Below are 18,922 nucleotides of genomic sequence, written 5' to 3' on the forward strand. Positions count from 1 at the left end.
AGCTTTTTTATTATAGCTTACATGATTAAACTTTGTTCCTTTCGTAAAGGATGTGCGCAGCTGAATTCGCAATAAATGCAAATGAGCTAATTTGTGCTTATTGCTATACCTTTCTCCGTTTTATATGCTTTGATTAACTTTTCAATTTTTCCCAGCTTGTATTCTTTGCTTTTAATTTTTTCTACTAAGTCAGAGGAGTCATTCAGTGCATTGCACATTACTTCGATAAAATTATCTTTGGTAATATCTTTCACATCGTCTATGAATGCGCCATAATAGTACTCAATGTCAATGTAGTTATCCGTGCCGGATCCAGAATGATAGCCATGCGAATAAATGTTTACCGACCGGGTGCTTAAATCGACCACATAAAATAGGGCAGTGGTATCCGGTTTACCTTTTTTATCTTTAATCGAAAGATTTACCACAAAGCTATCCGCTTTTGCTACCACCGATTTTACGGCAATTGCCTCAATAATATTGGTCTCAGCTTCAGAATTAATTTTAAACTTAAAAGTTGAAATCTTTCTTTTTCGCGCACCAAGGATCGACCAATTGTCTTCAGAGACATTGTTAATCTTTATAAGTCCAGGATGTTTCGCACCTTGTAGGTCATAGTAGCAGCCCTGCTCCCATTTTTGTGCTTTTGCCGCAAAGCTAACTGATAAAAGCAGAGAAAAGATAATTATAAAACGTGATAAGTATAGGTGTTTCATTCCGCCAAAATAGAAATAATATTGGATTACTTTAAAGAAGAGGATGACTCAACGTAAAATAATCTTTGAAATTTATTATATCCAAACAAACACCATCAAATGTTTGAATAAATTAAAGCAGAAGAGGCTGCTCTCAAACAGCCTCTTCCCTTTGTATGTGTTTAATTAAGGGGCTTAAAATGATCTGTCCAAATCCCAGCCTTCAAGATAGTCGGCTACGCGACGGAGGAATGATCCGCCTAAAGCACCATCCACCACGCGATGATCGTAGGATAATGACAGGAACATCATATGTCTTACAGCGATTACATCACCCTGCCTGGTTTCAACCACAGCCGGTTTCTTTTTAATAGCTCCAACAGCTAATATTGCCACTTGGGGTTGATTGATAATCGGTGTACCCATTACATTCCCAAACGAACCTACGTTGGTAATAGTAAATGTACCATCTTGTACATCGTCAGGTTGTAATTTGTTACTTCGTGCCCGGTTAGCCAGGTCATTAACAGCTTTGGCAAGGCCGATAAGATTTAATTTATCCGCATTTTTTATTACCGGCACAATTAGGTTACCGCTTGGTAATGCAGTAGCCATTCCAATATTTATATTTGCTTTTTTAATGATCTGGTAGCCGTTTACAGAGACATTAACCATCGGCATATCTCTTATAGCCCGGGCTACAGCTTCGATAAATATTGGAGTAAAGGTGAGTTTTTCGCCTTCTTTTTTCTCAAAAGCACCCTTGATCTTCTCGCGCCATAATACCAGGTTGGTTACGTCGGCCTCCACAAAAGAAGTAACGTGTGGTGCAGTATGCTTACTCATCACCATGTGATCAGAGATCAGTTTCCGCATCCTATCCATCTCTATTATTTCATCATTACCTGATACAGATATTGACGGAGCCGGTTTAGATTCTATCGTTTTTTCGTATCCCAACGGCGCCTGACTCTGAACAGTTTTTGGCTCAGGCATTGGTCTGTATATTCTTTCTTCTGCAATAGATGATGGTTGTTTTGTTTCTTGCCTGGTTGATGCCGCTGACGGGTTCTGTAAGTAATTTAAAAGATCGTCTTTTGTCAAACGTCCTTCAGCACCTGTTCCTTGAATTTTATCCAATTCTTCTACACTGATGCCTTCCTGTACCGCAATATTTTTTACCAATGGTGAGTAAAATCTTTCAGAACTTTTGAATTCCTTATTATTTTCTACGGACGGTTTTGCTTCCAATTGTTCCAAGCCGGGAATCGGCTCCGAAGCAACCGGTGCTGGTTTAGGTTCTTCAGGAATATTGATTTCAGGTTTTGGAGCAACGGATACCGGTTCTTCAATACTTTCTGCAGCTTCTCCGGTTTCAATAACTGCAATTACTGCCCCTACCTGTACTACGTCATTTTCGCCGCAAAGCTGCTCTATCAGTTTACCCGAAACAGGTGATGGGACTTCAGAATCTACCTTATCAGTAGCAATTTCCATTACTGCTTCATCAGCTTCAATATAATCTCCCGGTTTTTTATTCCATTTTATTATTGTTGCCTCGGCAACGCTTTCGCCCATTTTTGGCAATAATAATTGGTATTTGGCCATATAGATCTAGTTAGTACAGGTCAAAATTAGCTAATTAGTTTCTAATTCCCTTAACAATCTGTGAAGCATGTTTAGTGCTGCTATTGCTGTTCGCTCTATATTCTGTAGCCGTTTGTTACCAAATTGGAATTTTTTAGTGATGGTCTTCTCCGCGTTTGCCACTCCTATCCATACAGTACCCACAGGTTTTTCCGGAGTTCCTCCATCTGGCCCGGCGATACCCGTAACTGCTATGGCATAGTCCGATTTAAAGTTCAACAAGGCTCCCTGCACCATCTCAGTCACGGTTTCTTTGCTTACTGCTCCATATTGCCATAGCGTTTCATTTTTAACGCCTAATATACTTTCTTTAAGTTCGTAAGAATAAGATACCGCACCACCGAAATATACTTTTGAAGATCCAGGATGTTGGGTTATCAAATGCGCTATATAGCCACCGGTGCAGCTCTCGCCAGTGGATAAAGTAAGTTCTTTTTCGGCCATTAAATTTAGTATGGCCTTTTCGAGTGGAATATCCTCCTGTGCAATTATTGAGTTACCAACCCGTTCAACAATTTTAGCTGTATATTCACTCACTTCGTTGTTAAGAAGGGTTTCATCATCTCCATAAGCACTTAAACGCAAACGTACCTGTCCAAGTTTAGGCAGATAGGCCAGCTTTATATAAGGTGGAAGCGAATTCTCAATATCAGCTATTTTTTCGGCTAAGTAAGATTCCCCCTCACCCGCTGTCAATATGGTTTTATGAACGATAAACGGAAGTTTAAATGTACTCTTTAGCTTTGGTATCACAGCCCCTTCCATCATGTACATCATCTCATGCGGTACACCGGGCATAGACATGTATATTTTGCCGTCCTTATTAAACCACATCCCCGGAGCAGTTCCGTTTTGATTAATGATTACCTCACAATTTTCGGGCACAAGGGCCTGTTGTTTGTTTACGTCAAGCAGTTCAGTAAGAGGGCCTCTAAGACGTTTGAATATCTTTTCTACGTTTTCCAGCGCCTCTTTATTTTCAATCAGTCCTACTCCAAAATATTCGGCAAGTGTCTTTTTGGTGATATCATCTTTTGTAGGTCCAAGTCCGCCGGTAATTAAAATAATATCAACACGGACACTTGCTTCGGCCAGGGCAGTCAAAATATGCTCTCTGTCATCAGAAACTGACGATATCTGTTTTACCCTAATCCCGATAGCATTCAGTCTTTGAGCAATCCATGCCGAATTACTGTCAATTATCTGGCCTATCAGTATCTCATCGCCTATGGTTATTATTTCTGCTAACATTTATATTTATTAATTCGGACTGTAAAATTGGTTACTTGTGTAATCGCTTCTTTTAGTCAGTTTAAGATCCTGCAATATAGCCGCTTTCACACGCAGGGTAACATTATATGATTTATAATAGCCAAAAGGCAGCCATTGCACAGACAGGTCCCAGCAATGCAGATCACGATAGATGCCAAATGATGTTGCACTGCTCAGCCTGCCTGCCCTTAAATCGTAGTTAGTGGTATATTGCACTTTCCACTTTGGGGTGACGTTTACATCACCACTTAATTGTATTGTATTGGTTACAAAGGTAGATGTATAACCATTATTATAATTAAAACTATAATTAAGCGATACGTTCCACGGAACATTAAAATCAACATAGGCGCTCGGATCACTATTAAGCAATGCAAGCTTTGCAGCCTGATCGGGGTTCATGGTCTGTAATGTGTTCGCGGGCGTCGGTGTAGTAGTATTCTGCGGTTTAAATAAAGCAGGGTTTAAACTCGCACTCGCCGAAAGATTAAAAGATGTCAAAGTTGGAAATTTTCCATCCTGCCATGTATAGCGGTTCGTCGGTACCTTATATTTAAATATCTGGTTACTCATAATGGAATCCCTTACTTGCGTAACATAGGGGTCCAAACTTCCCCCTATAGTTATATTCAGTTTTTGTTTAAATAAAGACGTATGGCCAGAGAATGAAATGGCTGAAAGTTTAAGTGAGTCGGCTGCGAAATTATAAAAAGTTGAAATGTTAAAGCCTTCCAATATCTTTATTTTCTTATCCGTTGTTGAAGTATCCGTACTTTTTGGGCGTACCTTGGCCTCAATATTATTATCAATACTTATTCCCACCCCTGCCGTTTTACCTGCGGACGGCCCCCCGTATACCGCATTCTGAAAAATGGAATACTTTTGATAGCTGATCTGGTATGGTATAGTGGCGTTGCTTACTGCCGTCTGATAATAACCGTAATTTAAGTTTGAAAAATCGGGATGATAACTAAAGCTTAACGAAGGTGTAGCTACATACCGTATTGCTTTTATGCTGCTGTTTTTAAAACTTAATGTACTATATATTTTAGTAGATAAAGAGGCTCCCACGGTATATTGGCCAGCCCTTTTAAATCCACCCACCGTATCAAAAGTTAAAGAATCCCTGCCAGGTACACTACCTCTGGCGAAACTTTCTCTAACAGTCTGAAAATACCACCATTCCTGGTAGTTAACGTTTGCACTAAACTGGAAATATTTTAATATATTCTGATTAAATCCGATTGGTATTTGATGCTCTATTCCATTTTGCAGGCGTTTGGTAAAAGTTTCACTTGTGAACAATTCTGATTCAGGCACTGCATTAATTTTATTTGTTCCCTGCACACTGTATCCTACTGTTATCTTCTGATACCATTTTTGTGTCCCTACTCTCTCCTTTGAATCAAAAGGACTAATGGTTGACATGTTAAAGTTAAAGGTCGGTAATTCAAGGGTAACGGTTTTATTAACCAGGTCCTGGCTGTGAGACAAATTGACTGTAAGGTTGAATGGCGTGCCTTCCCACACCCTGCCATAGGCAATACTTGAGCGCAGGCTACTCGAGGTAAGCGTGTTTAGATTGTAGCCTTGTGTTGCCGGATTGTTCTTAAAAAACCCTGATGTACCTGCGTTAACTGATGCGCTAAAAGTAGTTCCAGGGTTCGAATTTGGATTTTGGCTATGACTCCAGTCAATATGAAAATCTTTAGTAGGCGGATCTCCGGGTAATCCATAATTGGTAGAACTGTAACTCAATGTAACAGTACCAGAGTACTTATACCGGCTTAAATACCGCGCTGATGTACTTACCTCATATGAGCCTTTTGAATAGAAAGTACCCATATTAGTAAGATCGATATAGTCATTTAAAGCAATGTAATAACCGAAATTTCTCAGGTAAAATCCAAGTTTTTGATCTTCACCAAATGTGGGAAGTATTACTCCCGATGTACGCGAATCGGGTTTGGGAAAAAATCCGAACGGGATTGCTAACGGAAGCGGTACGCCTTCAATTTCAAGAAATGCGGGACCTGACACTATACGGTTTTTTTCGCCTATACCCTTTGTAATTACGATCCCAAAATGAGTATCCGGATAAGGCAGGTCGCAGGTACTGAAAATAATATTCCGGTAAGCCACTTCTGTCTCATTTAGCTTTTTTGCCTGGCCGCCAGTAATAAAATTCCCATCCTGGTCAGACGAGGCATTATATATTTTCCCCTTTTTTGTCTCATAATGAAATCGCAGAGAGTCAGACGTCACCGGTTTGTCTTTCCCTTGTTTGGATATTGGCCGGCCGATATATCTTTTGGTCAAGGGGTCGATTTGGCCGCTCGCAAATATGATCTTGTTCTTTTCATCTACCCTGATATAATCAGCATCGAGTTCAAAATCCTCGTAAGTTACTCTTGCGCGGCCGTAGAGATATAAAACCTGGTGCACATCATCATAACGTGTTGAGTCTTCAGCATGTGCCGTCACTATGGATTTTAAACCGCCGCTTTGCTTTTTAGTAGTATCAGTTTTACCAGCCGCAGTTTTTCCTCCTTTATTTGATGTAGATTTTTTACCTTTAAGCAGTTTCCTGTCTTTTACAGAATCCAGCTTAATAATGGTGTCAATAACCGGCCTATAGCTTTTAAAGCTGCTAACCTTTGCAGATGCTATTACGTTTACCACTAAAATAATTACAAGCAGAAAAAACAGGCGTACGAATTTCAAAATCGAATATGAATAGTATTTTTGCAGGTATTGTTAACAGCGTTCAAAAATAATGAAAAATAAGGCATTGAAAAGATTGATTTACGGTTTATTGGCATTTCTTATTTCCCTACCACTATTTTCTTTTAAATTTATTGGTTCCATAAAAAAAGATACCGTGCCTGATAGTGGTTTTAAAATTAAAACCATTATTGTTGATGCAGGCCATGGTGTGCGTCCTTCGGGCGCTGAAGGCCACTTCTCTCCAGGGGCATCGGGTTCTTATTCATATGAGAGAGATGTAACGCTTGCCGTCGCAAAAAAATTGCAGATTGCAATAGAAAAAGAACTCAATGGAGTAAAAGTAGTGATGACCCGGAAGACAGAAGAGGATGTATCATGGCAGCATCGTGCCGATATTGCAAATCAAAATAAAGGCGATTTATTTATATCTCTGCATTGCAACTCATTAGCACCGAGGCGTATCCGGGAAGTTGTTGGCCATAAGCACCATAAACCTGTTTACCGAACTATAGAAGTACCTGATCGTTCAGGTAAAGGGGTTTTATTGTTGGTATATGGGACCTGGCGTACTAAAGAAGAAGAAAAAGCGATACAACAGACTCATATAGAGGAAGATTCAGAAATGAACTCTGCCGTAGATCCTAACGATCCTTTAACCATGATCCTCATCAATGATTATAAAACTAAATTTCGTAAGCAAAGTATTCACCTGGCAAACCTTATCAATACTGAATTTGTCGATACTGATGGCAGGCGCAGCGAAGGCATCAGAGAACAAGGAGTTTTGGTATTGTGCCACAGTGCCATGCCAGCCGTATTAGTTGAGACGGGATACATTAATAATCCGGATGACGAGGCTTATTTAAATTCAGAAAAAGGACAGGATGAAATTGTTGAGTCTATTGTAAGGGCTATAAAAAGCTACAAGGACGAAGTTGAGCAGGTATCAAAATAATTAATTATATTCAGATGTGAGATTTTAGATTTGAGATATGAGATCGATTTTAAAACTGTTTAGATTTAGTTATTCTGTATTCTGATAATCACATCTCATTTCTCAAATTGCGCATCTTAAACCTACACTATGAAAGTATCAAACGAAACCAAAATTGGCTTATTAACTGTAATAGCTATCACTATATTAATTTTAGGATATAGTTATTTGAAGGGCAATGATATTTTTTCAGGTTCAGATAAATTCTATGCTATTTATAATAGTGTGGAAGGACTTTCTGTATCAAAACCTGTATTAGTCAATGGCTTCCAGATAGGTCGGGTATCAAAAATGGAGTTACAACCAGATGGGCGTACCATTGTTGAATTTAAGGTTGAACCAAAATATAAAGTCCCAAATAACACACTTGCAAAATTAGAGAGCGCTGATCTTTTAGGCTCAAAAGTTATTGTGTTTGAGATGGGAAACAGTAAAGTTTATGCTGAGAGCGATGATACATTAAAAGCAGATGTACAGGGTAGTTTAGCCGAGAGTTTGCAACCTATACAAAAGAAAGCAGAAGATTTGATTACTAAAATGGACTCATCCCTGGCAGCAATAAATAAAATACTGAACCCGCAATTTCAAAAAAATATTGATCGGAGTTTCTTGAGTATTGCAAACTCTCTGCAAACGCTTGAAGGAACTACTAAAAAGATCGACAACCTCGTCGGTTCACAAACTGTTCGTATCAATGGGATTATGGCAAATGCCGAAGATGTTTCAGGAAACCTGAAGACAAGCACTTCTCACTTAGATGCTATAGCAACTAATTTCGAAACCTTTAGCAATGACCTTTCACATTCAAACATCAAACAAACAATGGACAATGCGAATAAAGCAGTAGCTGACCTGCAAGCTTCAATCAGTAAAATAAACAACGGGCATGGGTCGCTTGGGCTGCTGATGAATGATGATAAGCTATATAAAAACCTTACTGATGCATCAGATAATATGAATAAACTATTAATCGACCTGAAGGCTCATCCTAAACGTTATGTGCACTTTTCTGTATTTGGTGGTAAGAAAGATTGATCAGGCAGGTACTTTAGAAGATTATCAAAAAATTGAAACTCCGGTATATTTAAAGATTTCAGGATAATAGATGATCATAATAGCCAGAATGGCTAATATAATCCCTACCAAATTGAGCCTGTTCAGTTTTTCCTTGAATATAAAAACGCCTACAAAGCTGCCTAAAACAATTACACCAATATCCATCGACGAAAAAACGATAGAAGGGCTATTGGCCAAAGCCTTTAAGCCTTTTATATAGAAAAGTATATTACCAAAGTTGGCAGCGCCTAATACCTAGCCTATCAAAATATGGGGCCATGAAAAACGGGTTTTGCGGGCAATTATGAGATAGATCAATCCGATGATCGAAACTATAAAAGCCAGAATAAAAATAATAAACAATGACGTACCAAATGAGATACCGGTAATCTTTGAAACGTTTTTTAACAATATGTCAATAAACCCCATCCCCAATAATATTACCAAAAGATAGAACCACGAATTACTGGATCGCCTTCTTACAGCTCCTTTTTGTCTCCAGGGTACCAGGCAAATTATTGCAATCAAGCCAATAGCAATACCAGCTATTTTAATCACGTTTGGTTTTTCGCCAAAGATCAAAAAAGCAGCCATTACAGGTATAAATAAAGACAAGCGTTGGGCTACATCCGTTCGCACAATGCCGGATACTCTTACTGATGTGGCTATCACTATAAATAATAGCGGAAATAATATACCCAAAGGTAAATAAGTAAGAATGGGGGCATTTGGCAAACTGCCTAACTGAGGCCTGAAAAAGAACCAGGTCAGAAATATTGCGGCAGAGTAATTCCAGGTAATAGCCTGGTAAACGTCAATCTGATACCGCTTGGCCAATTTGAGCAATACAGACACAGTAACACTGCAACAAATACTTAAAATTATATAAAACATTAATTGTTAGGCTTATTGTATAAAAGTTTTAAACGGTCATGTCCTGATAAAAGTTCATCAGTGGTAATTCCGCTAATATAGGGAGCTTTTACTCCTTGCCCTAATTCAGCTTTCCCGGTGAATATCCGGGCTTCGTCCCATAAGTTAGCTTCAATAAAAGTATTTAAGGTATGCGCACCGCCTTCAATAATAACCGATTGTATATCTTGAAGATAAAGCTGGTACAAAATGTATTGCGGCACAAAACGCTCAAAATCTTCAAGTTGAATGTACTTGATCTTTCCGTCAAAATCCATTTTTACCTCGTTAAATATCAACGTCTCAACTGATTGATCATAAATGTGCAATTGGTTACTTAATTCTAATTTACGGTCTATTACAACGCGCTTAGGAGATTTACCAGACCAGTAACGTACATTAAGTTGAGGGTTATCAATAGCTACAGTATTTTTTCCGATCAATATGGCGTCCTCTTCGCTGCGCCATTTGTGTACTAATCTTCGTGACTCTTCGCCCGTTATCCAGAATTGATTTTTATCATTCGGCGCAAAAAAACCATCATTGGTTTGTGCCCATTTAAGGATAATATAAGGCCTTTGTTTTTGTACACGTGTAAAAAAACGACGATTAAGCCACTGACATTCTTCTTCCAGGATACCGCTTATTACTGCTATACCTGCATCTTGTAGTTTTTCAATCCCCTTTCCGTTTACCTGATCAAAGGGATCTCGGCAACCTACTACTACTTTTGGAATATGATATTTAATGACCAGATCGGCGCATGGTGGTGTTTTCCCATAATGCGCACAAGGCTCTAAGGAAACATAAATAGTAGAATTTTTTAAAAGCTCTGCGGCATTATCAAAATCAGTTAAAACCTGGTTTATCGCATTTACTTCAGCATGTGCCTGACCATATTGCTGGTGATATCCTTCGCCGATAATATTTCCTTCATGAACAACAACTGCTCCTACCATCGGGTTAGGGCTAACATTACCTGCACCTAATTTGGCAAGTTCAATACAACGCTGCATGTATTTTTCATGTTGGGTCATTGTGCAAAAGTAGCTTTTATGTTTCTTTGTTGGATGAAAACTGTTAAAGACGTTTCTGACGCATTCCGTAAAGAATTGTCAGCTTTATACGATACTAAAGAAATAGACTCGCTATGCATGATCGTATTGGCTGAAATTACAGGAACATCTTCAGCCAAGATCAAGGCTTTTCCGGAGTTAGGAATTCCTAATGAACAGTTAGCAAACATCAATCAAATACTAATTCGATTAAAAACGGGCGAACCTGTTCAATATATTTTAGGGCATACAGAATTCTTTGGGCTGCCCTTTAAAGTAAATCCTTCGGTACTTATCCCCCGTCCTGAAACAGAAGAATTAGTTGAGTGGATACTTGACAGTTGGCGGTTGGCGGTTGAAGGTTGGCATAAACCTTATAATATATTGGATATCGGTACAGGCAGTGGATGTATTGCCATCAGCCTTAAAAAGAACCTGAACGCAGAGGTTTCAGCAATTGATATTTCTGACACAGCCTTAAATACCGCAAAAGAAAACGCCGAATTAAATGATGTTGAAGTTAATTTTATCCCGGATGATATCTTAAACCCAACTCACCACTCACTACTCACCACTCACTACTCACTTATCGTAAGTAACCCCCCTTACGTTACCCTGGAAGACAAAAAACAAATGCATATCAATGTAAATGATTTTGAGCCACATACTGCCTTGTTTGTCCCAGAAGATGATCCGTTGATATTTTATAAGGCAATCGCTGATTTCGCAGCAAATCATCTTGAAAAAGGGGGCCTTTTATTCTTTGAGATCAATGAAAGCTATGGTGAAGAGGTGATCGGGTTATTAAATAGCAGGTCATTTGTCAATATTGAGCTAAGAAAAGATATGAGTGGAAAATACCGAATGATGAAAGCAGTAAAATAATAACTGCAAACTAATTCCTCGGGTGATAAGAAATAATTGTCTCTTTCAAATATTCCCTATCCAAATGGGTGTATATTTCAGTTGTCGTAATACTTTCGTGCCCTAGCATTTCCTGCACCGCACGCAGGTCTGCGCCGCCTTCAACAAGATGTGTAGCAAATGAATGACGTAAGGTGTGCGGGCTGATTGACTTCTTAATTCCGGCCATCTGAGCCAATTGTTTTATCAGCATAAAAATATATACCCTGCTTAATCGTGATCCCCTCCGATTAAGAAAAACCATATCCTCTTCCCCCTTTTTTATAGTAGTGTGTACGCGCACACTATCAACCCAGATACTTAATGCCTTTATTGCTTCGCCACCAATAGGTACTAACCGCTCCTTATTTCCCTTGCCTATTACTTTCACAAATTCAATCTCGATATAGAGATTAGACAGTTTCAGCTCTGTTAATTCGGAGACACGCAAGCCACAGCTATACAGCACTTCGATGATAGCTTTATTACGTGCACCATCCGGTTTTGAAAGATCAATTACTGCAATCAAACGGTTGATATCATTGATGCTTAAAGTATCGGGGAGTTTCCTTTGCTTCTTGGGAGATTCCAACAATTCAGCGGGACTATTCTTGATAATATCCTCGACCAATAAATATTTGTAAAAAGCTTTAATGCCCGACAATATCCTGGCTTGGGAAGAAGGGATCATACCTAATTCATTAATCCAATTAATGAAGAGACGCAGATCATTTAGCGAAAAGGCTTCGGGGCTTAATTTATTGATCAAACTATCAGCATATTGTTGCAATTTCTCAATATCTCTACTATAAGCTTCAATTGAGTTATCCGACAACCCTTTTTCGAGCTTAAGATACGCCTGAAATCCTTTTATCGCCGATCTCCAGTCCAATTGATTTTTGTTTTAATGTTTTATAGTTAAGTTTGGGCTAATGAATATACAAATTATCAATGGCCCTAATTTAAATCTGCTTGGCGTTCGTGAGAAATCCATCTATGGCGACAGCAGCTTTGAAGACTATCTGACCGATCTGCGCAAACGCTATGCAAACATCACCATAAATTATTATCAAAGTAATGTAGAGGGCGAAATTATTAATAAACTGCATGAAGTGGGTTTCAGTGCTGATGGTATTGTGATTAACGCCGGCGCATACACGCATACCTCGGTTGCTATTGGCGATGCCATAGCCGGCATTAAAACACCTGTAATAGAAGTGCATATATCCAATGTTTATAAACGTGAAGAGTTCAGGCATAAATCTTTGCTTGCAGCAAGTTGCAAGGGAGTGATCGCAGGTTTCGGACTTGATTCCTACCGATTAGCTGTTGAGAATTTTTTAAACGGGTAATTTATATTTGATAACCAATTTAATAATAACCTTCTACCCTATTCATTGTGAATTTATCTATGTATAAAATAGCCAAAACAATTGTTTTAACCATCCTGGTTTTGATCACTTTTTGTGTACATGACAGTTCTGCGCAAACCACAAAGAAAAAGCCTAAAAATTTAAGAGAAACCGAAAGAAAATTAAAGCACTCGCGCGACTCGGTATTACAAACGCTTAGTAGAACCGACACTTCGATCCATAGTCTTTTACAGCACGTTGAGCAATATATTTCAACTTTCAACCAGACAAATAATGATTTAGCAAGTGGATTAGACACGATAGAGGTTAGTCAGCAATTACCACGTACCGGCAGAAGGATCATTAAGATACAACAACTTGTAAACAATAAAAAATCAAGCACTTTACGTTACTTATTTGTACTGCGTGATAATTTAGATCGTATACAGAACAATCTGGAAAACTGGCAGTCAGATCTCGATGACGTAAGCTCAAAGCTGATTCAGAATCAGCACGATATTATAAAATGTTCAAAAGATACTTTGTTAAATGCAGTTCCGGAAAATCCTGCATTAAGGAGTGCTTTTTTCGAAAAATTAAGTAAGCTTAGGGTATTATGGCATAAAACAGATTCTGCCAACAGGGGCAGTCTGTTAGCGGTAAATTTATTACAGAATACGGTATCTGTTGATTATACCACCGTACTGGATGAAGCCGACCAGATCGATGCAAAGATAAATCGTTTTGCAAACAGGGCAGTTGATGGAGAGTTTGGCATGATATGGGAAAAAAGCCCGCAATACAATGATTTAAATTCAGCTTTAGGTGCTACGATTGATCTTAATAATACACAGCTTTATTATTTTATAAAAAATGGCATCGGTATTCATTTGATCGGTTTATTATTTCTAATACTTACTACCTTATGGATATTTTATAACAGGCAAAAAACGTTAAAGAATAACGATCATCCTGAAATTATTCTTGATCGTACTAATTATATTTATACAAATCCACTGTCAGCCTCATTACTAATAGTTACTGCGCTTATACCCTATTTTTATAGCCATCCACCCGTATCATTCTTAGAAATATTCTTTTTTCTCTCTATTATTTTTGTTTTGGTTCTTGTAAAAAAGAGCTTTCCAAAATCCCTGTTTAATTTTCTTATTCAACTATTTTGCCTGACTGTAATTTACGGGTTAAGCAATCTGTTAATACAAATTACTGTATCTGATAAATACGCTATTCTGCTATTAAGCATCGTTTCAATAGTAATAGCCTTGCTGTTTTATCGAAAGGTTAAAAGGGAACCCGAAGGTCAGATTCCACATACACGCCTTGTATTGATTTTATTTATTGCACTGCAGGTTCTATCGCTTTTATTTAACTTAACAGGCAGGTTCAGTTTAGCTAAAATAATAGGAATAACCGCTGTATTTAATTTGTGGATGCTCGTAAACCTTTACTTTATTATCCACATTATCATACAGGGAATTTTCCTGCAGTTTCACGCTAAAAATTCAGAAAATACTTTTGTTAGCTGGATCGATTATTCTATACTACAAAAGAAATTCAGAAGCACATTAAGCGCATTTGCCGCATTACTTTGGTTGTTTTTCCTGCTGCAAAACCTGAATATCGATGATTGGATACATGATTACCTTGTCGATTTATTAAATCAGCCGCGTAGCATCGGAGGGGCAACATTTACTTTTGGTGGTTTTGTTATATTTATTATCGTTATCTGGATATCGACATTATTGTCGAAAATGATCAGTTACTTTTATGATATATCAGCGCAGCATGCAACCGATCTTACCGCACTAAAAAAGAAAAACCGTGCGTCCACCCTTTTGATCAGGATCGGCGTATTTACAGTCGGCTTCCTGCTTGCCGTAGCAGCCTCGGGTTTCCCGATAGATAAACTGACCATTATTTTTAGCGCATTTGGTGTAGGTATAGGTTTTGGCTTACAGAATATTGTTAACAACCTGGTATCCGGGATGATACTGGCATTTGAGAAACCGGTGCAGATCGGTGATATTATTGAAGTTGGCAGTCATGCCGGAACAATCAAAGAGATCGGGATACGGTCAAGCAAATTGGCAACAAGTGATGGCTCTGAGGTGATCATTCCTAATGGCGACATGATATCCCAGCAAGTAGTAAACTGGACATTAAGCAATACCAACCGTCGTGTCGAAATACCCGTCATCGTTGCTTACGGAGCAGATATCGAAAAAGTCAAATCGCTTTTGGTTGATCTTTTATCTAAAAGAGATGATATTATGGATAGCCCGGGGCCTGCTGTTTTTGTAAGCAATATTACCGATAAGGCAGTAGAATTCAGAACTTCATTCTGGGCGGCAGATATATCCAATGCGCCTGAATTAAGAAGCCGCATTTTAGCAGACATCTATGAGATATTTAATAAAACTGGGATTAAGATGCCGTCAGCGTAAAATTTATCAATAAAAATCTTTTGGGTTAAGAGCATCAAAGGTTCTTTTTTTCTTCATAAAGAAATCCCATACGATGCTTCGTCGGTACATCCCTTTAAGATCAGGAAGATTGCTCCTTTTAGTTTTGGGTCCGCCACCTTTAAATATATGACCGATAAAGTTTTGATGCGCACGGCTTACCGCCCAGGCATCTTTACGTTTCCCTTCATTTAAAAAACGTACAATCGCGAGCAAGTCCATCCAAAAACGTATTGAAATGATCAGGGTTGCCCGCCAGAATGAAAGATTATTTTTGAGCAGCAATAAATTATTCCTGAAATTTAAAAAAGTCTTAAAAGGATTTTCAGTGTTCAGTGTACCACCGCCGACATGATAAACTTCGGATTGTGCACAATACATTACCTTGTACCCCATGTTTTTTAAGCGCCAGCAAAGGTCTATTTCCTCCATGTGTGCGAAAAAACGATCATCGAAGCCACCGGCTGCAACCCAGTATTCGCTTCTTACAAACATAGCGGCTCCGGTTGCCCAAAACACCTCATCAGATTGCTGATACTGGCCTTTATCTAATTCTATTTCATAAAACATGCGTCCACGGCAAAAAGGATAACCAAAAACGTCAATAAAACCACCAGCAGCCCCAGCATGTTCAAAATGATCCTTTTCGGCAAATGACCTGATCTTTGGTGCTGCCGCTGCAATCATCTTATCGCCTTCCATTAATTCAATAACCGGTTCTATCCAGCCCGCAGGTACTTCAACATCCGAATTAAGAAGAATAAAATAATCGGAGTTAACCTTTTCCAGTACTTTATTATAACCACCCGTAAAGCCGTAGTTTTGATCGTTCTGAATAATTTGGACTGTCGGAAAATTCTGCTTTAGAAAGTCAACCGAACCATCAGTAGAGCCATTATCCCCCACAATGATATCCAGGTTCGGCCATGTCGATGCCATTACAGAGGGTAGAAATTCGCGAAGATATTTTATACCGTTCCAGTTTAAAATTACTACGGCAACTTTAGGCGTATTTGTCATTCAATATTTATCAATAAGGCCGGGGTTAATAGCCGCTGCAATTCTACATTTTTTTGCTCAGATAAACTTAATCTTTTACCATGAACTATGATCATGGACTATCAATCATCTACCACAGCATTCTCTATATCTTCTGGCTTAAACTTCCACCTCCGATGCGACCATAACCAGTATTGAGGCTCTTCCCGAATCACTTTTTCCAAATATTTCACATGGGCTTTGGTGATCTCATAAGGTGCAGATTCTTTTGCATCTTCAATCAGCGGAACTACAGTATAGGTATAGTAACCACGTTTTACCTTCCTCATATCACAAAAATACACCAGGCTATCAAACGATTTTGCCATCTTTTCCAGGCCTAAAAATACAGGGGTAGGTTGATTCAAAAATGTGGTAAAATAGGTCGATTCATGCCTGACCGGGGTTTGATCACCCAAAAGCACCGTAATAAAAGGCTCATTCTTTAATTCAACCATTTTTCGCAGCACCAGTTTCATTGCTACAGGGATGCCCCTAAAGCGCGATCTGGTTTTTATAAAGAATTGGTCGAATATCTTATTGGACAACGGTTTATAAATGATCATGAATTTCTTATCCGTAATGGAGGTGATACTCTGAGCCAGTAATTCCCAATTACAGTAATGCCCGGCAACACCTACTAATTTCCGGTCGCTGTCTAACAGTTTTTTAACGACGTCTGGGTTTGTCTGCTTTACACGTTTGGCCAACTGCGCGGCACTAATGCTGATAGTTTTGACTGTTTCGACTACCAAGTCACAAAAGTGATGATAAAATTTCTGCTCAATATCCTTACGCTCCTGTATAGTTTTTTCAGGGAAAGAATTTTGCAAATTTTGTTGTACTACTTTACGGCGATAACCGACGATATAGTAAATTATAACAAAAAGAAAATCGGATATGAGATACAAAAACCAGAAAGGCAATAGTGATAGTAGGTACAAAAAGAATATACCTATATACGAAAGCCCTTTTTTTATCATTATTTTATCCGAATTTTGAACACAAACATAGAATATATGATTGAAAAAGGCGCTGTACTGCCCATGTTTTATCTGCCCCCTGTTGATTATTTCGGGAAATTGAACAGCTACAACCCTGATTTCCTGATCGAAAAGCACGAGCATTTCCCTAAACAAACCTATCGTAACCGGGCTAACATCTATTCGCCCGATGGTATATTAACATTGGTAGTGCCTGTGGTAAAAGGGTCAAAAGTGCATACACCGGTAAAAGATGTAAAGATCAGCTATGACTTTAACTGGCAACGTTTACATTGGATGAGCCTGCAGGCTTGCTATAGGCGCTCTGCTTATTTTGAATATTATGAAGATTATTTTGCTCCTTTCTATGAAACTAAAGAAGCTTTCCTTTTTGATTACAATGAAAAATTACTACAGATGTTACTGAAATTATTAAAAATCAAAGCAAGCATTAACTTTACGATGGGCTATGAACCAGAGTATACCAATCTTAACGATTTCAGGCAAAATATTCATCCTAAAAAAACTGCTCCATTTGAACAAAAACCGTATTTCCAGGTTTTTGGGGAACGACATGGCTTTATGAAAAATTTGAGCATTGTTGACCTATTGTTTAATCAGGGACCGCAATCCTTAAATTATTTATAAATGAATAAAGCGATAAAGCGTATACGTTATAAAACCCGCAAGCATCCCATTGAAGTAGGTGCAAAACCAGGTACTATCAATATTCACGATGATGCCTTAAAACCCATCATTATGGTTTACAGCTATAATGAGAAGGAACTTGTAAGTTCTGAAGGTAAAACCCTGGAAGTGATACTTGCGCAGTTTAAAAAATGTAGCGACCATAGTCACTGGATACAGGTAAAAGGTTTGGGAGATGCTAAATTGATGGAAGGAATTGGCAGCCATCTTGGCATTAACCCACTAGTATTAGAAGATATTGTAAATACTCATCAGCGGCCAAAATTTGATGAATATGATGATTATGTATTCAGCACGAGCCGTATCATCCATTTTAATAAGGAAAATGAGTTGGTTAACTGCCAGTTTTCGGCACTCGTGAAAGAAAACATCATAATTAGTTTTGAAGAAACGCACGATGAGTATTTTGAAGCAGTTAAACTCCGTCTTAAGGCAGGTAAAGGATCTATTCGCACCGATGGTCCAAGCTATATGTGCTATGCGCTAACGGATACCATTCTGGATAATTATTTTGTAATGATGGCACAGGTGGGTGACATGCTGGATGAAATAGAAGACCGCCTCTATAACAGCGCCGACAAAAGCGTAATGTATAATGCGCAGGCGCTTAAAAGAATACTGATTATCATACGCCGTGCCACCTGGCCTGAACGGGATAAGATCAATGAAATGATTCGTACCGAAAACCCTTTGATACTACCCGAAGTTAAAGTATTTCTGCGCGATGCTTACGATCATGTGATACAGATTATGGATTTGGTAGAAAATTATAAAGAAATCACATCCAGTGTTATTGATCTTTATCTATCAATGGTAAGCAACCGCATGAATGAGATCATGAAAGTGCTTACCATTATTTCCGTCATATTTATTCCGTTAACATTTGTTGCTGGCATTTACGGAATGAATTTTGCCCGTGTAGACCCAGTTTCCAATAAAGTAATGCCAGGAAATATGCCCGAATTATACTCACCGCATGGTTATGTTTATGCCTTGCTGGGGATGCTCTTGATTGCCGTAATGCAGGTTATTGTATTCTGGAAAAAGGGTTGGTTCAGTAAACTATAATGAAAAGAAAAATGCCCTTGATTTACAAG

17 protein-coding genes are annotated in these 18,922 nt (G+C 38.5%); 8 read left to right on the forward strand and 9 right to left on the reverse strand.

Annotated elements, in window-relative coordinates; all coding sequences use genetic code 11:
- Positions 1–86: 86 nt before the first annotated feature.
- From ACPPVU_RS16285 to ACPPVU_RS16300, 4 genes are all read right to left on the reverse strand, one after another.
- Complete coding sequence (locus tag ACPPVU_RS16285; protein WP_426667582.1) at positions 87–716, reverse strand: hypothetical protein; 630 nt, start codon at positions 714–716, stop codon at positions 87–89.
- Between the two features lie 174 nt (positions 717–890).
- The gene (locus tag ACPPVU_RS16290) at positions 891–2,303 is read right to left on the reverse strand and encodes a dihydrolipoamide acetyltransferase family protein (RefSeq protein ID WP_426667583.1); all 1,413 of its coding nucleotides are present in this window, start codon (positions 2,301–2,303) and stop codon (positions 891–893) included.
- A gap of 30 nt (positions 2,304–2,333) precedes the next feature.
- Positions 2,334–3,593 (reverse strand): competence/damage-inducible protein A, encoded by a 1,260-nt coding sequence (locus tag ACPPVU_RS16295; protein ID WP_426667584.1) that lies wholly within the window; start codon positions 3,591–3,593, stop codon positions 2,334–2,336.
- A 9-nt stretch (positions 3,594–3,602) separates the two neighbouring features.
- A complete protein-coding gene (locus ACPPVU_RS16300; protein WP_426667585.1) occupies positions 3,603–6,338 on the reverse strand; it encodes a putative LPS assembly protein LptD in 2,736 nt (911 codons plus the stop codon).
- Positions 6,339–6,390: 52 nt separating this feature from the next.
- Between ACPPVU_RS16300 and ACPPVU_RS16305 the strand changes: the two genes are divergently transcribed.
- The 3 genes from ACPPVU_RS16305 to ACPPVU_RS16315 all read left to right on the forward strand — a co-directional run bounded on the left by ACPPVU_RS16305 (position 6,391) and on the right by ACPPVU_RS16315 (position 8,611).
- On the forward strand, positions 6,391–7,296 hold the full coding sequence (locus ACPPVU_RS16305) for an N-acetylmuramoyl-L-alanine amidase family protein (RefSeq protein ID WP_426667586.1): 906 nt from the start codon (positions 6,391–6,393) through the stop codon (positions 7,294–7,296).
- Positions 7,297–7,425: 129 nt separating this feature from the next.
- On the forward strand, positions 7,426–8,370 hold the full coding sequence (locus ACPPVU_RS16310) for an MlaD family protein (protein WP_426667587.1): 945 nt from the start codon (positions 7,426–7,428) through the stop codon (positions 8,368–8,370).
- An 88-nt stretch (positions 8,371–8,458) separates the two neighbouring features.
- A complete protein-coding gene (locus ACPPVU_RS16315; RefSeq protein ID WP_426667588.1) occupies positions 8,459–8,611 on the forward strand; it encodes a hypothetical protein in 153 nt (50 codons plus the stop codon).
- A gap of 35 nt (positions 8,612–8,646) precedes the next feature.
- Here ACPPVU_RS16315 and ACPPVU_RS16320 read toward each other — a convergent pair whose 3' ends face one another.
- A complete protein-coding gene (locus ACPPVU_RS16320; RefSeq protein ID WP_426667589.1) occupies positions 8,647–9,285 on the reverse strand; it encodes an EamA family transporter in 639 nt (212 codons plus the stop codon).
- Positions 9,285–10,340 carry a bifunctional diaminohydroxyphosphoribosylaminopyrimidine deaminase/5-amino-6-(5-phosphoribosylamino)uracil reductase RibD gene (ribD, locus tag ACPPVU_RS16325; protein ID WP_426667590.1) on the reverse strand — a complete coding sequence of 352 codons (1,056 nt, stop codon included), beginning with the start codon at positions 10,338–10,340 and terminating at the stop codon, positions 9,285–9,287. Before ribD ends, ACPPVU_RS16320 begins: the two co-directional genes overlap by 1 nt.
- A 33-nt stretch (positions 10,341–10,373) precedes the next feature.
- Between ribD and prmC the strand changes: the two genes are divergently transcribed.
- Positions 10,374–11,243 (forward strand): peptide chain release factor N(5)-glutamine methyltransferase, encoded by an 870-nt coding sequence (prmC, locus tag ACPPVU_RS16330; RefSeq protein ID WP_426667591.1) that lies wholly within the window; start codon positions 10,374–10,376, stop codon positions 11,241–11,243.
- A gap of 10 nt (positions 11,244–11,253) precedes the next feature.
- Here prmC and xerD read toward each other — a convergent pair whose 3' ends face one another.
- On the reverse strand, positions 11,254–12,153 hold the full coding sequence (gene xerD, locus ACPPVU_RS16335) for a site-specific tyrosine recombinase XerD (protein WP_426667592.1): 900 nt from the start codon (positions 12,151–12,153) through the stop codon (positions 11,254–11,256).
- Between the two features lie 40 nt (positions 12,154–12,193).
- Here xerD and aroQ point away from each other — a divergent pair, with 40 nt between their 5' ends.
- Positions 12,194–12,613 (forward strand): type II 3-dehydroquinate dehydratase, encoded by a 420-nt coding sequence (aroQ, locus tag ACPPVU_RS16340; RefSeq protein WP_426667593.1) that lies wholly within the window; start codon positions 12,194–12,196, stop codon positions 12,611–12,613.
- A gap of 59 nt (positions 12,614–12,672) precedes the next feature.
- Positions 12,673–15,078, forward strand: a complete 2,406-nt coding sequence (locus tag ACPPVU_RS16345; RefSeq protein ID WP_426667594.1) for a mechanosensitive ion channel family protein — start codon at positions 12,673–12,675, stop codon at positions 15,076–15,078.
- A gap of 6 nt (positions 15,079–15,084) precedes the next feature.
- Here ACPPVU_RS16345 and ACPPVU_RS16350 read toward each other — a convergent pair whose 3' ends face one another.
- Positions 15,085–16,116, reverse strand: coding sequence for a glycosyltransferase family 2 protein (locus ACPPVU_RS16350; protein WP_426667595.1), 1,032 nt, complete (start codon positions 16,114–16,116; stop codon positions 15,085–15,087).
- A 101-nt stretch (positions 16,117–16,217) separates the two neighbouring features.
- Positions 16,218–17,117: a lysophospholipid acyltransferase family protein gene (locus ACPPVU_RS16355; RefSeq protein ID WP_426667596.1), complete on the reverse strand. Its 900-nt coding sequence runs from the start codon at positions 17,115–17,117 to the stop codon at positions 16,218–16,220.
- 36 nt (positions 17,118–17,153) lie between these two features.
- Here ACPPVU_RS16355 and ACPPVU_RS16360 point away from each other — a divergent pair, with 36 nt between their 5' ends.
- The gene (locus ACPPVU_RS16360) at positions 17,154–17,765 is read left to right on the forward strand and encodes a WbqC family protein (RefSeq protein ID WP_426667597.1); all 612 of its coding nucleotides are present in this window, start codon (positions 17,154–17,156) and stop codon (positions 17,763–17,765) included.
- Positions 17,766–18,893, forward strand: a complete 1,128-nt coding sequence (gene corA / locus ACPPVU_RS16365; RefSeq protein WP_426667598.1) for a magnesium/cobalt transporter CorA — start codon at positions 17,766–17,768, stop codon at positions 18,891–18,893.
- The last annotated feature ends 29 nt before the right edge of the window (positions 18,894–18,922 follow it).

This window comes from Mucilaginibacter sp. McL0603, from assembly GCF_049992945.1.
Taxonomy (GTDB): Bacteria; Bacteroidota; Bacteroidia; order Sphingobacteriales; family Sphingobacteriaceae; genus Mucilaginibacter.